The 13639-nt window shown below is 72.6% G+C and carries 11 protein-coding genes; 9 read left to right on the top strand and 2 right to left on the bottom strand.

What is annotated here, in order from left to right; genetic code table 11:
- Positions 1–32 precede the first annotated feature (32 nt).
- Genes OHO83_RS11685 through OHO83_RS11675 form a run of 3 tightly spaced genes read left to right on the top strand, consistent with a single transcriptional unit; the run spans position 33 to position 3228 of the window.
- Entirely contained in the window at positions 33–1418 is a 1386-nt protein-coding gene (locus OHO83_RS11685; protein ID WP_266675419.1) for an MFS transporter, read from the top strand.
- A 5-nt stretch (positions 1419–1423) separates the two neighbouring features.
- The gene (locus tag OHO83_RS11680) at positions 1424–2317 is read left to right on the top strand and encodes an FAS1-like dehydratase domain-containing protein (RefSeq protein ID WP_329433394.1); all 894 of its coding nucleotides are present in this window, start codon (positions 1424–1426) and stop codon (positions 2315–2317) included.
- Entirely contained in the window at positions 2314–3228 is a 915-nt protein-coding gene (locus OHO83_RS11675) for an HpcH/HpaI aldolase/citrate lyase family protein (RefSeq protein ID WP_330279411.1), read from the top strand. The genes OHO83_RS11680 and OHO83_RS11675 overlap by 4 nt, the downstream gene beginning before the upstream one ends.
- Positions 3229–3257: 29 nt before the next feature.
- Here OHO83_RS11675 and OHO83_RS11670 read toward each other — a convergent pair whose 3' ends face one another.
- Entirely contained in the window at positions 3258–4163 is a 906-nt protein-coding gene (locus OHO83_RS11670) for a LysR substrate-binding domain-containing protein (protein ID WP_329433391.1), read from the bottom strand.
- A 278-nt stretch (positions 4164–4441) separates the two neighbouring features.
- On the opposite strand from OHO83_RS11670, the gene OHO83_RS11665 reads away from it, so the two are divergent.
- The 6 genes from OHO83_RS11665 (at position 4442) to fabG (ending at position 11422) form a co-directional block, all read left to right on the top strand.
- A complete protein-coding gene (locus OHO83_RS11665) occupies positions 4442–5743 on the top strand; it encodes an MFS transporter (protein WP_330279410.1) in 1302 nt (433 codons plus the stop codon).
- 65 nt (positions 5744–5808) lie between these two features.
- Complete coding sequence (locus OHO83_RS11660) at positions 5809–6957, top strand: acyl-CoA dehydrogenase family protein (protein ID WP_330279409.1); 1149 nt, start codon at positions 5809–5811, stop codon at positions 6955–6957.
- A complete protein-coding gene (locus OHO83_RS11655) occupies positions 6954–9107 on the top strand; it encodes an acetate--CoA ligase family protein (protein WP_330279408.1) in 2154 nt (717 codons plus the stop codon). The genes OHO83_RS11660 and OHO83_RS11655 overlap by 4 nt, the downstream gene beginning before the upstream one ends.
- Complete coding sequence (locus tag OHO83_RS11650; RefSeq protein WP_330279407.1) at positions 9104–9505, top strand: Zn-ribbon domain-containing OB-fold protein; 402 nt, start codon at positions 9104–9106, stop codon at positions 9503–9505. The genes OHO83_RS11655 and OHO83_RS11650 overlap by 4 nt, the downstream gene beginning before the upstream one ends.
- A complete protein-coding gene (locus OHO83_RS11645; RefSeq protein WP_266675427.1) occupies positions 9502–10659 on the top strand; it encodes a thiolase in 1158 nt (385 codons plus the stop codon). The genes OHO83_RS11650 and OHO83_RS11645 overlap by 4 nt, the downstream gene beginning before the upstream one ends.
- A 25-nt stretch (positions 10660–10684) precedes the next feature.
- The gene (gene fabG / locus OHO83_RS11640; protein WP_266675428.1) at positions 10685–11422 is read left to right on the top strand and encodes a 3-oxoacyl-ACP reductase FabG; all 738 of its coding nucleotides are present in this window, start codon (positions 10685–10687) and stop codon (positions 11420–11422) included.
- Positions 11423–11614: 192 nt separating this feature from the next.
- On the opposite strand, the gene OHO83_RS11635 is transcribed toward fabG, so the two are convergent.
- Positions 11615–13504 (bottom strand): AMP-dependent synthetase/ligase, encoded by a 1890-nt coding sequence (locus OHO83_RS11635; RefSeq protein ID WP_330279406.1) that lies wholly within the window; start codon positions 13502–13504, stop codon positions 11615–11617.
- Positions 13505–13639: the final 135 nt, after the last annotated feature.

The following is a 13639-nucleotide window of genomic DNA, read 5'->3' as shown; positions in this document are numbered from 1 at the left end:
CTGTCCAGCCGCCTGTCCCCCGGAGGTCTCGCATGGGCGATGCGCATCCCCTGCTCGCCGCGCTCAGCGGCGCCCGGCACGGTGCCCTGCACCGGCGGGTGCTGCTCACTGTCAGCGCCATGTTCTTCTTCGACCTCGCCGACCTGAACACGTTCGCGTTCGCCGCGCCCGCCATCCGCCGGGCGCACCTCTTCACCGTCGACGACATCGCGTTCGTCACCGCCCTGGGCTTCGCCGGTATGGCGGCCGGCGCGATCCTCGGCGGCCGGTTCGCCGACCAGGTGGGCCGGCGGCGGGTCATGGCGGGGTCCGTGGTGCTCTTCTCCGCGGCCTCCGTGGTCAACGCACTGGTCACCGGGGTGGGCGCGATGGCCGCGGCCCGCTTCGCGACCGGGTTCGGCCTCGGCGCCATGACCTCCGTCGCGATCACCTACCTCTCCGAGGTCACCCCCGCCGCACGCCGCGGCCGCGCCCAGGCGACGGCGCTCGGCACCGGCCTGATCGGCATCCCCGTCGTGGCGTTCACGGCCCGCGGCCTGACCGCCGACGACCCCGGCGGCTGGCGCGCCCTCTTCGTCATCGGCGCCCTCGGCGTCCTGCTCGTACCGCTCCTGATGCGCCTGCCCGAGTCGCCGCGCTGGCTCCTCGCGCGCGGCCGCAGCGCCGAAGCCGTGCAGGTCACACGCGCCTTCGTGCCCGACTGGGAGCCGTCCGCGGAGGCGCTCGCCACGCCGCCCGCGCCGGCGGACCGGCCGCGGTTCTCCGAACTCTTCGCCGCGGGCCAGCGGCGCAACACCGTGGCCCTCATGGTCCTGTGGCTCTTCGGGCTCGTCGGTTTCTACGGGTTCCAGTCCTGGGTGCCGACGCTGCTCGCCGACCACGGCCAGGACTTCGCGAAGAGCATGTCCATGTCCGCGGTCACCACCATCGGGGCGGTGCCCGGCGCGTTCCTCGCCTGGCCGTTCATCGACCGCTACCCGCGCAAGCACCTCGCGGTGGTGCTCGGTCTCGTGGTGGCGGTCCTCGGCATCGGGTACGGACTCAGCTCGTCCGTCGTGGCCGTCGTCGTGTTCGGCACGCTCGTCGCCGCGCTCAGCCAGACGTTCATCGCGGTGCTCTACTCGTACACCCCCGAGGTCTTCCCCACCCGCCTGCGCACGGCGGGCGCCGGGCTCGGCAACGGCGTCGGCCGGATCGGCAACGTCATCGCGCCGCTGGTCGTCGCGGCGATCTACACCGCGCCGGGGCTCGGCTATGTCGCCGTGTTCGTGTTCATCGCGGGATGCTGGCTGGTCGCCACGGCCACCGTGTTCTTCTTCGGTGTCGACACCCGCGGCCGGTCCCTGGAGACCCTGCACGACGCGGCGGCGGCACCGGCGGCTTCCGCGGCACCCGTTTCGCAACGCATCGGAGAATGAGGACCATGCCCCAACCAGACGTATCCCAGGGCGAGTTCGCGCTCGCACGGTATCTGGACGCCTGGGCGCCGGCGCCCGTGACCTTGGACGATCCCGTCGCCGCCGCGCCCGTCGCCGCGCTGAGCCAGGTGCTCGACCAGGAGGCGGCCGTGGCCGCCGAGGGGGAGCCGTTGCCGCCGCTGTGGCACTGGCTTCACTTCCTCGAATGGCCCGCACAGCGGGAGCTGGGGGCCGACGGGCACCCCGCGCACGGCCACTTCCTGCCGCCCCTCCCGGACCGCAGGCGCATGTTCGCGGGCGGCCGCGCGGAGTTCACCGCGCCGCTGCGGGTGGGCGTGCCCGCCCGGCGTACGAGTTCCCTCGCCAAGGTCGAGATCAAGCGCGGCCGCACCGGCGAGATGGCGTTCGTGACGATCCGTCATGAGATTGTGCAGGAGGGTGAGACGCGGCTCACCGAGGAGCAGGACCTCGTCTACCGCACGGGCGAGGACGAGGGGCGGAGCGGGGGCTTCGGCCTCGACCTCGGTGAGGCCGAACCGGCCGACGCCGACTGGCAGTTGATCCTGCGCCCCTCACCGACCCTGCTGTTCCGCTACAGCGCGCTCACCGCGAACGCCCACCGCATTCACTACGACGAGCCGTACGTGCGCGACGTCGAGGGCTACCCGGGCCTCGTCGTCCACGGGCCGCTCCTCGTGCAGCTGATGCTGGAGCTCGCCCGGCGCGAGGCCCCGGAGCGGGAGATCCATACGCTCTCCTACCGGCTCCGCAAGCCCGTGTTCGCCGGCGAACAGGTCTGTGCGCTCGGCGACGTGGCGGACGACGGAGGGTCGGCGGGACTGCGGATCGCCACGCGTCGGGACGAGCGGCACGCGACGGCGGAGGTGACTTTCAAGTGAGCGCTGAGCACACGGCTGTCGAGCCTGCGAGTACCGACCCCGCGAGTACCGACCCCGCGAGTACCGAACTCGCCGACCCCGCGCGCCTCGGCCGGGACCGCACCCGCCTCGCCGCCGCCCGCAGCCTGCTCTTCGCCCCGGGGCACCGTCCGGACCGGTTCGAGAAGGCGGCCGCGGCCGGGGCCGACGCCGTGATCATCGACCTGGAGGACGCCGTCGCGGCCGACGGCAAGGACGCGGCCCGCCGGCACGCCGCCGACTGGCTCGCGCGGGGCAGGGACGCGGTGGTGCGGATCAACGCGCCCGGCACGCCCTGGTGGGACGCCGACCTGGACCTCGTCACCGCGTTCGGCTGTCCGGTGATGCTGCCCAAGGCCGAGGACCCCGACGTGATCGCGCGGATCGCGGAGGTCTGCGCCGTGATCCCGCTCGTCGAGACGGCAGCCGGGATCGAGCGCGCCCTCGACGTGTGCTGCGTGCCCGGCGTCGTCCGTGCGGCGTTCGGCAGCGTCGACCTCGCCACCGAGCTGGGCGTGCGCCACGACGACACCCTGGCGCTGGCGTACGCGCGGTCCCGGCTGGTCATGGCGTGCACCGCCGCCGGTGTCGCGCCCCCGCTGGACGGCGTCACCACCGCGCTCGACGACGCCGACGCGCTCGCGCAGGACATCCGGCACGCCCGACGGCTCGGCTTCGGAGGCAAACTGTGCATCCATCCGAGGCAACTCCCCGCGGTGGCCGAGGGGTTCGCACCGTCGGACGAGGAGCTGGCCTGGGCCAGGAAGGTGCTCGCGGCGGGCGACGCGGTGTCGGCCGTCGACGGTGTGATGGTCGACAAGCCGGTCCAGGAGCGGGCGCGACGGCTGCTCGGGGTGGAGCTCACCCCCTGCCCCGCGGGCGGGACGGCGTAAGGCGGAGGATCGGGGGGCGCCCGGCGATGTCACGTCGCCGGCAGGTCCCGGAGCCCGTCGGCGAACGTGCCGACCAGGTCGACGAGCGCTGCCACCGCCGGATCGGTGTCGTCCGCCCGCCAGGCGAGGCCGAGCGGGAGCGCCGGGGCGTCAAGGACCGGGACCAGCGTCACTCCCGGCACCGCCAGGTGCCCGGCGGAGTCCGGAGTGAGCCCGATGCCGACGCTCGCCCCCACCAGGGAGAGAAGGGTATGGGTGTCGGGCGCGTCCTGGACGATGCGCGGGGTCGCGCCCTGCGCCAGGAACGCCGACAGCACCAGGTCCCGCACGATCGAGCCCCGGCCGGCCGGGTAGCTGACGAAGGGCACGTCCCGCAGGTCGGTGAGGGTCAGCGACTCCCGTGCGGCGAGCGGGTGTTCGGAGGGCACGGCCGCGACCAGCGGGTGCCGCAGCAGCTCCCGCACCCGCAGCCCGGTGTCCGGCAGCGGGAGCCGCACCAGACCCGCGTCCGCCTCCCGCAGGTGCAGGCGCTCGGCCAGCTCGCCACCGTAGTAGGGGCCGACGACGTCGAGTCTGACGGTGGGGTGCCGCAGCCTGAACTCGCGTGCGATGGCGAGGAGTTCGCGATACGACGTGGGGCCGCTGAACGCCAGCCGCACCACCCCGGTGACCCCCTCCGCCGCCCGGTGCGCCGCGAGCTTCGCGGCCTCCAGGGAGTCGAGCGCGGACCGCACCTCGGTGAGGAACGCCGCCCCGGCGGCGGTGAGCTCGACGCTGCGGGTGGTGCGGTGCAGCAGCTCGACGCCGACGTCCTGCTCGAGCCGCTTGATCTGTTGGGAGAGGGGTGGCTGCGACATGTGCAGCCGGGCCGCGGCCCGGCTGAAGCTGAGCTCCTCGGCGACCGCGACGAAAGCCTGCAGGCGGCGCAGTTCCATGCCCTTCCACCCTCCGCCTCCGCCGGAGGCCGTTTCGTTCCGACGCGTCGAGATTATGTCGCCCCGGCGAATAAATCGATGGCCAACAATGTGTTAGTTGCATCACGCATCCGGTGATACGGTAAATGTCATCAGACGCGAAAACGGCCGCATGGAGCCGGAATTCAATAAGCGCGCCATTAGCCCAAGTACCCACGTGAGACGGGCTTTCGGTGAATCCGAATTGCCCCCGAAGGAGTGTGGCAAGGGTGAGACGCTGACTCGTCGCAGACGAGAAGATGGGGCGGCGGGCGGGAATTGCCGCATTCATCGGAACCACCATCGAGTGGTACGACTTCTACATATTCGGGACCGCGTCGGCGATTGTCCTCGGGAAACTTTTCTTCCCCGAGGCGTCACCCGCCGTCGGCGTCCTCGCGTCCTTCGCGACGTTCTGGATCGGCTTCGTCGCCCGCCCCCTCGGCAGCATCGTCTTCGGGCACCTGGGCGACCGCATCGGGCGTAAGAACACCCTCATCGCGACGCTTCTCCTCATGGGCGTCGCCACCGCGGGGATGGGCCTGCTGCCCACGTACGACACCGTCGGCGTCCTGGCCCCGGTCCTGCTCGTGCTGCTGCGCGTCGTGCAGGGCGTCGCCGTGGGCGGCGAATGGGGCGGCGCCGTCCTCATCGCGACCGAACACACCGAGCGGCGCCGCGGGTTCCTCTTCGGCGCCTTCGCCCAGCAGGGCTCGCCCACCGGCCAGATCCTCGCCGTCCTCGCCTTCACCGCCGTCTCGCAGCTCCCCGACGCCGCCTTCGTGACGTGGGGCTGGCGTCTGCCCTTCCTCGCCTCCGCGCTGCTCGTGATCGTCGGCCTGATCGTGCGGATGCGCATCCAGGAATCCCCCGAACTGCTGCGGCTCAAGCAGACCGAACAGGTCGCACGACTGCCCCTCGTCGAGCTGCTGCGCACCCACAGGACGACGGTCGCGCTCGGGCTCGCGGCCTCCGTCATCGCGTACGTCGCCTCGTACCTGAAGAACACCTTCGCCCTGTCCTGGGCCACCAACGACCTCGGCATGTCCCGCGACAGCATGCTCACGATCATCCTGCTCGCCACCGTCGCGCAGTTCGTCGCCCAGCCCTTCGGCGCCGTCCTCGGCAGCCGCTGGAACACCCGCAAGGTCGTCACCGTCCTGCTGATCCTCGAGATCCCGGCCATGCCCGTGCTGTTCTGGCTGATCTCGACCCGCAGCTTCGGCCTCACCCTGCTCGGCATGGTCATCGCGACGCTGCCGCACGTCATGTTCTACGCACTCCTCGCCGGCATGCTCGCCCAGGCGTTCCCCGCCCGCGTCCGCTACACCGGCATCTCGGTGTCGTACTCCGCGGCCGGGATGCTCTTCGGCGGCGGCACGCCCCTCATCGGGCAGGCGCTGCTCACCGCCACCGGATCGATCGTGCCCGTAGTGGCCTTCGCCGTCCTGATGGTGCTGCTCTCGCTCTTCGGCGCCCGCGCCCTGCTCGCGCGCACCGCGGCAGCCGAGGAGCGGGAGGCCACGACGGCAGACGCCACGCAACAGCCCGCCGCGCTCTGACGGTCAGCACGCTGACGGGCGGCCGAATACCGAGCCGGACACCCCCCGACACAAGGGAGACAGCCATGGATTCCGATGTCTTCGAGGACATCCTACGCACCGTGAAGGACTTCGTCCGCGGTGAAGTCGTGCCGCTGGAGGAGGAGATCGAGCAGAGCGACGCCATACCCGAGCGGCTGCGGAGCGGCGCCGCCGACATGGGCCTGTTCGGCTGGGCGCTGCCAGAGGAGTACGGAGGGCTCGGCCTCGACATGCGCCAGGACGTGCGCCTGGCCATCGAACTCGGCTGGACCACACCGGCGTTCCGCTCCATGCTCGGCACCAACAACGGCATCGCGGGCAAGGCCCTGGTGAACTTCGGCACGCCCGAGCAGCAGAAGCGCTGGCTGCCCGCGCTCGCCGCCGGTTCCGCGGTCGCCTCGTTCGCCCTCACCGAGGACGGCGCCGGCTCGGACCCCAGCGGCGTACGCACCCGCGCCGTCCGCGAGGGCGACGGCTGGGTCCTGTCCGGCGCCAAGCGGTTCATCACCAACGCCGACCACGCCGACCTGTTCGTCGTCTTCGCGCGGACCGACCCCGACGCCGAGGCCCACCGCGGGATCTCCGCCTTCCTCGTGGAAAGCACGGCGCCGGGCGTACGGATCGGGCCGCCGGACCGCAAGATGGGCCAGCGCGGCGCCCACACCGCACCGGTCTACTTCGACGACGCGCGGGTCCCCGCCGACGCCGTCCTCGGCGGCGAGCCCGGCACCGGATTCCGTGCCGCGATGGCCTCGCTCACGCGCGGCCGCCTGCACATCGCGGCCCTGTGCGTCGGCCTCGCGGCCCGCGCACTCGACGAGGCCGTGCGCTACGCCGTCACCGCCGAGCAGGGCGGCGAGTCCATCGGCCGCTTCCAGCTCGTCCAGGAACTCCTCGCCGAGTCGCACGCCGAACTCCTCGCGGGCCGCTCCCTGGTGCTTGCCGCCGCCGAGGCGTACGACGCGGGCACCGACACCCGCGTGGGGCCCTCCAGCGCCAAGCTGTTCTGCAGCGAGATGGTGTGCCGGGTCGTCGACCGCGCCGTCCAAGTGCACGGCGGCAGCGGCTATATGAGCGCCTCGACCGTCGAGCGCCTCTACCGTGACGCGCGCCTCTTCCGGATCTACGAGGGCACCAGCGAGATCCAGAAACTCATCATCGGCAAGGGGCTGCTGCGGGAGGCCGGGGCATGAGCGCGCAACCGTCCCGCACGGACCTCGTCGACACCCTTCTCCACCCCCGCTCCATCGCCGTACTCGGCGCCTCCGACAACCCTCGAAAACTGTCGGGCCGCCCCGTCGACTACCTCAAGCGCTTCGGATACGCGGGCCGCATCCTGCCGGTGAACTCCCGCCGAGCCACCGTCCAGGGCCTGCCCGCCCACGCCACCCTCGACGCGATCGACGGCGACATCGACCTCGCGATGGTCATGCTCGACGCCGCCCACGCGGCCGAGGGCATCCGAGCGTGCGGTCGCCGCGGCATCAAGGTGGCGATCGTCGCCGCGGCCGGCTACGCCGAGACCGGCGAACAAGGCGCGGTGCTGCAACGGGAGTTGAAGTCCGCCGCGGAGGAGAGCGGCGTCCGCGTCCTCGGGCCCAACTGCCTCGGCCTCATCAGCGTCCACGACCGGGCCGTGCCCACCTTCACGTCGGCGCTCGACGAGAACATCGAACTGCGCCCGGGCCCCGTCGCGTTCGTCAGCCAGAGCGGCGCCTTCGGCTCGTTCATCTTCAGCGAGGCGCGCCAGTACGGCATCGGCCTCGCCCACTACGTCAACACCGGCAACGAGGTCGACATCTCGGTGTCCGAACTCCTCGGCGCGTTCGCCGCGACCGACGAGTCGAAGGTCCTGCTCGCCTACCTCGAAGGCGTCAGCGACGGCCCCGGACTCCTCGACGCGGCCCGCGCCGCGCACGCGGCCGACAAACCCGTCATCGCCGTGAAGGTGGGCCGCTCCGCCGCCGGTGCCCGCGCCGCCCAGTCGCACACCGCGTCACTGGCCGGCGAGGACCGCGTCTTCGACGGCGCGGCACGCCAGTTCGGCCTCACCCGCGTGAGCGGCGTCGAACCCATGCTGGACGCCGCCCAGATCTTCGCCACCGGCCGCCGCGCCAGGGGCCGCCGTCTCACCACCCTCTCCCTGTCGGGCGGCGCCGGAGTCCTCATGGCCGACGAGGCCGCCACCCACGGCATCGCCGTCGACACCTGGGACGAGGAGTGGCAGCGGCGCATGGCCGGCGTCATCCCCCCGTTCGGTTCGCCCCGCAACCCCGTCGACCTGACCGCCGCGCTCGTCAGCGAACCCGACATGCTGCGCCGCGCCCTCGACGTCGCCCTCGAACACCCCGGCACCGACATGATCGGCGTGCTGCTCGGTAACGCCGACGGCGACATCGACGAGCTGACCGACGCCATCGCGAAGGCGCACGGCTCCACCGACCAGCCGCTCGTCGTCGTCTGGACCGGTGGCAACGGCAGGGCGCGGCAGCGGCTCCGCGAGGTGGGCGTGCCCTGCTACAGCGACCCGGGCCGGGCCGCCGCGGCCCTCGGGCACCTCGCCGACTTCAGTCTCCGCCCGCCCCTTCCGACGGGCGCACGCCCCACGGGCACCGACCCGCGGGCCGCCCGCGCGATCGTCGAAGAGGCCCGCGCCCACGGCCGTACCCGGCTCGACGAGTACGAGTCCGCCCGGCTCATCGCCGCCTACGGACTCCACTGCGCGCAGGCCCGCACCGCGCGCGACCCCGAGGAAGCCGTACGGGTCGCGGCGGACCTCGAAGGGCCCCTGGCCGTCAAGCTGCTGTCGGCGGACATCGCCCACAAGAGCGACATGGGGGGCGTGCGGCTCGGCCTGACCACGCCGGACGGCGTGCGTGACGCCGCGCGGGACATCCTCGCCGCCGCGGCCCGCGAGGGCGTCGGCGACGCGCGGCTCCTCGTGCAGCGCATGGCGGGCGGCGACCGCACCGAGCTGATCCTCGGCATCCAGCGCGACGCCGCGTTCGGGCCCGTCGTGGTCGCCGGGTTCGGCGGTGTCCTCGTCGACGTACTCGACGACAGCCAGGTCGCCGTGGCCCCCGTCGACCACGCGGGGGCGGTGCGCATGCTGCGCTCGCTGCGCGCGGCACGGGTCCTCGACGGGGTGCGCGGCGCGTCCGCTCGCGACGTCGACGCCGTGGCGGACGCCCTCGTCCGCCTGTCCTGGCTCGCCACCGACCTCGCCGACGACCTCCTCGAACTCGACGTGAACCCGCTGCTGTGCGGCGCGGACGGCGACGGCGCCGTCGCCGTGGACTGCCTCGCCCTGCTGAGCGCCCCTTCGGAACAGGACGCACGATGAACCCACCCGCCCCCCGTGGAGTCGCCGTGACGCCGGAGCACCGGTCCCCGGCCCTCGCCCACCGCGCCGGCCTTGGCCGCGGCGAACTGTGCTACCAGCGCTGCGCGCACTGCGCGGCCGCCGTCTTCCCGCCCCGCACCCTCTGCCCCGACTGCGGTACGCAGAAGCTGGGCTGGGAGCTCAGCACCGGTGACGGCACCGTGTACGCGACGACCGTCGTGCGCGGCCGCGACGGCGCCCACAACGTCGTACTCGTCGACCTCGACGACGGCTTCCGCATGATGTCGCGGGTCGAGGGGCCCGCTCCGGAGGACGTCGCGATCGGCGACCGCGTCCGGTTCCGCACGACAGCGGACGGCGACACCGCCGTCTTCGAGCCGAAGGAGGACGCCCGATGACCCAGTCGCTGCGCGGCAGGGCCGCCGTCGTCGGCGTGGCCGAGTCCGACCTCGGCGAGGTCGCCCCCGGACTCACCCACCTCGACCTCGTCGGCCAGGCCACCGCCCGCGCCCTCGAGGACGCCGGCATCGCCAAGTCGCAGGTCGACGGCCTGTTCACCGCCTCGTCATACCTGCCGATGGCCGCCATGGACACCGCCGAGTACCTCGGTATCCGCCCCCGCCACCTCGACGGCACGAACATCGGCGGCAGCTCCTTCGTCTCCCACCTCCTGCACGCCGCTGCCGCGATCGAGCAGGGGCTGTGCACCACCGCGCTGATCGTCTACGGCAGCACGCAGCGCTCCGACGGCGGCCGCCTCGTCTCCCCGACCAGGCCGGACCCGTACGAGGAGCCGTACGGCCCCCGCTACCCACTGAGCATGTACGCGCTCGCGACCTCGCGGCACATGTACGAGTACGGGACCACGCGGGAGCAGCTGGCCGATGTGGCGGTCGCGGCGCGGGCGTGGGCGCAGCTCAACCCGGCCGCCTTCGAACGCAGGCCGCTCACCCGCGAGGACGTCCTCGGCTCCCGCATGATCAGCGACCCGCTGACCGTACGGGACTGCTGCCTCGTCACCGACGGCGGCGGCGCCCTCGTCGTCACCTCGGCCGAGCGGGCCCGCGACCTGGCCGCCGTGCCCGCCTATCTGCTCGGCGGGGGCGAGGCCACCTGGCACCGCAACATCTCGCGGATGCCCGACCTCACCGTGACGGCGGCGACCGAGTCCGGACGCCGCGCCTTCGACATGGCGGGGCTCGCCCCGGGCGACGTGGACGTCGTCGAGCTGTACGACGCGTTCACCATCAACCCCGTCCTGTTCCTGGAGGACCTCGGGTTCTGCGCCAAGGGGGAGGGCGGTCCCTTCGTCGCCGACGGCGGCATCGCGCCCGGCGGCAGGCTCCCCGTCAACACCAACGGCGGCGGCCTCTCGTACGGCCACCCCGGCATGTACGGCATCTTCACCGTCATCGAAGCCGTACGCCAACTGCGCGGCGACTGCGACGAACGCCAGGTCGACGGGGCCCGCGTCGCCCTCGCCCACGGCAACGGAGGTGTGCTCTCCAGCCAGGTCACCGCGCTGCTCGGCACCGCCGAAGCCCTCAACTGACGTACCCGACAAGGAGATTCATCCCATGCTGCACGGCAGGAGCGCCCTGGTCACCGGGGCTGCCAAGGGGATCGGCCTCGCCATCGCCACGGCCTTCCACAAGAACGGCGCGCGCGTCGTCATCGCCGACATCGACGGCCCCGCGGCCGAGGCGAGCGCCCGCGCCCTCGACTCCACCGGCACCCAGGTGGCCGCCGTCACCTGCGACGTCACCGACGCCGACGCGGTGAAGGCCGCCGTCCGCGGCTGCGTCGAGCGGTTCGGTTCCCTCGATGTGATGGTCAACAACGCGGGCATCACACGGGACGCCACCCTGCGCAAGATGTCCGAGGCCGACTTCGACGCGGTCGTCGACGTCCACCTCAAGGGGGCCTGGCTGGGCACCCGAGCGGCCGCCGAGGTCATGCGCGAGCAGGGAAGCGGCTCGATCGTCAACATCTCGTCGATCTCCGGCAAGGTCGGCATGGTCGGACAGACGAACTACAGCGCGGCCAAGGCCGGTCTCGTCGGCCTCACCAAGGCCGCCGCGAAGGAACTCGCCCACCGGGGCGTGCGGGTCAACGCCGTCCAGCCAGGCCTGATCCGCACCGAGATGACGGAGTCCCTGCGCGAGGACATCTGGAACGCCAAGCTCGCCGAGGTGCCGATGCGCCGCGCCGGTGAGCCAGAGGAGGTCGCCGGAACGGTTCTGTTCCTCGCGTCCGACCTGTCGTCGTACACGACGGGCTGCGTCCTGGAAGTGGCGGGAGGACGCTTCATCTGACACGCCTTCGTCTGACGCGTGGCTCGCGGGGCGCGCCGTCAGTCCGTGGCGCTCTCCGGTGACACGGCCCGGGCGAGCGGCTCGGGGACGCCCTGCTGCACACGGTCGCCGAGCTGCGTCACGCCGCTGGAGATGCCGTACCCGGTGAGGGTGGGGCAATGGAGCCGTGGTTGACGTCTGACACGGGCGAGGTCAGCGGCGACCGAACGGCTCCCGTGCGAAGGACGCCGCAGCGCGGGGCGTGTACAGCCGCTCCACGTCCTGCGCGTACGCGGCGAGGATCGCGCTCCTGCGCAGCTTCAGCGACGGCGTGAGCAGGCCCGTGTCGGGGGTGAACTCGCGCGGCAGGATACGGAATTCACGGATCGACTCCGCCCGCGAGACCCGGGTGTTCGCCCGCGAGACGGCACGCTGGATCTGGGCACGCAGCTCCTCGTCGTCGGTCAGCGTGCACGGCTCGGCGGGGGTCCGGCCCTTGAGGCGCTGCCAGTGGTGCAGGGCCTGCGGGTCGAGGGTGATGAGCGCGGCCACGTACGGCCTGTTGTCGCCGACGACGACGCACTGCGAGATCAGCGGGTGCCCGCGCAGCTCCTCCTCCAGGACCAGCGGTGACATGCTCTTGCCGCCGCTGGTGATGATGACGTCCTTCTTGCGGCCGGTGATGACGAGATAGCCGTCGTCGAGATGCCCGAGGTCACCGGTCGCGAACCAGTCACCCTGGAGCGCCGCCCCGGTCGCCTGAGGGTTGTTGAGATATCCGCTGAACACGACGTCGCCGCGGACCCAGATCTCGCCGTCGCCCGCGATGTGCACGGAACACCCGGGAAGCGGCCGGCCCACCGTGCCGAAGCGGACCGCGCCGACCGGCTGAGCGGTCACCGCCGCCGTGGTCTCCGTCAGCCCGTAGCCGTCGTAGACCGTGATGCCGGCGCCCGCGAAGAACAGGCCCGTCTCGCGGGACAGCGGCGAACCGCCCGACACCGCGTGGCGCACCCGGCCGCCGAGGACCGCGCGCAGCTTCGCGTACACCAGCCGCTCGTACACCGCGTGCCGCAGCCTGAGCCGCGGCCCCGGCCCCTGGCCGCGGCCGAGCGACTGCCGCTCCGCCGCCTCCGCGTACCGCACCGCGACCTGCGCCGCCCTGCGGAACAGCGTGCCGTGGCCCGCCTCCTGCGCGGCCGCACGGGACCTGGCGAGGACCGTCTCGAAGATGTAGGGGACCCCGAACAGGAAGGTGGGCCGGAACGAGGCGAGCGCGGGCAGGAGGCTCTCGGGGGAGAGGTCGGGCTGGTGCGCCACGTGCACACCGCCCCGCACCGCACCGACGACGACCATCAGGCCGTAGCAGTGGGACAGCGGCAGGAACGCGAGCAGCGACGGGGGTTCGCCGGGACCCCCCAGGAGGCTGCTCCAGCCGGCCAGCAGGTTGTCGCACTCGGACGCGAGGTTCGCGTGCGTGATGACACAGCCCTTGGGGCGGCCCGTGGTGCCGGACGTGTAGCAGATGGCCGCCGGGTTCCCGGGGGCGACGGCCGCGCGCTGCCGGTGCACGTCCTCGTCGGCCACGCCCGTCCCGTCCTCCTCGAGCGCCGCCACGCAGCCGCTGTCGAGCTGCCAGATCCGGGTGAGCGCCGCCTGAGAGCCGTAGGCGGCGGCCACCGTCATCGCGTGGTTCTCGTTCTCCACGACGATCCCCGTCGCGCCGGTGTCCTGGAGGATCCACCGGACCTGCTCCACGGACGACGTGGGGTACACGGGGACGACCTCGGCGCCGACGGTCCACAGCGCGTACGCGAGGAGCGTCCACTCGTAGCGGGTTCGGGACATGAGGGCCACGCGGTCACCGAGCCGGATCCCGTTCGCGAGGAATCCGCGGGCGACCGCGAGCACGTCGTCACGGAAAGCGGCCGCGGTGACGGGAATCCAGGAGATGTCGCGGCGGGCGCCGCCGCCCCGGCCGTTGTCGCTCGGGCGCGAGAACTGGAGGCGTCTCGGGTCGCGCTCGGCGGTCGTGAACACGGAGTCGGCGAGCCCGCCCGAGCGCGGTGGCTCGACGAGACGCGGGACGGTGAACTCGTGCATGGGTCCCCTTCCGTGGCGGCGGACCAGGACTGAACCATTGGCAGCGCAAGCTACCCCGCCGGACGGGTTGTGCCTAGTGCCTCCCCTCCCGATCATGCCGGGCTCGCGGAGTACAGGCCGGGCCGGGCGGTCCGC

The organism is Streptomyces sp. NBC_00569 (assembly GCF_036345255.1).
Classification (GTDB): domain Bacteria; phylum Actinomycetota; class Actinomycetes; order Streptomycetales; family Streptomycetaceae; genus Streptomyces.
This window is presented reverse-complemented; position numbering and strand designations above follow the sequence as displayed.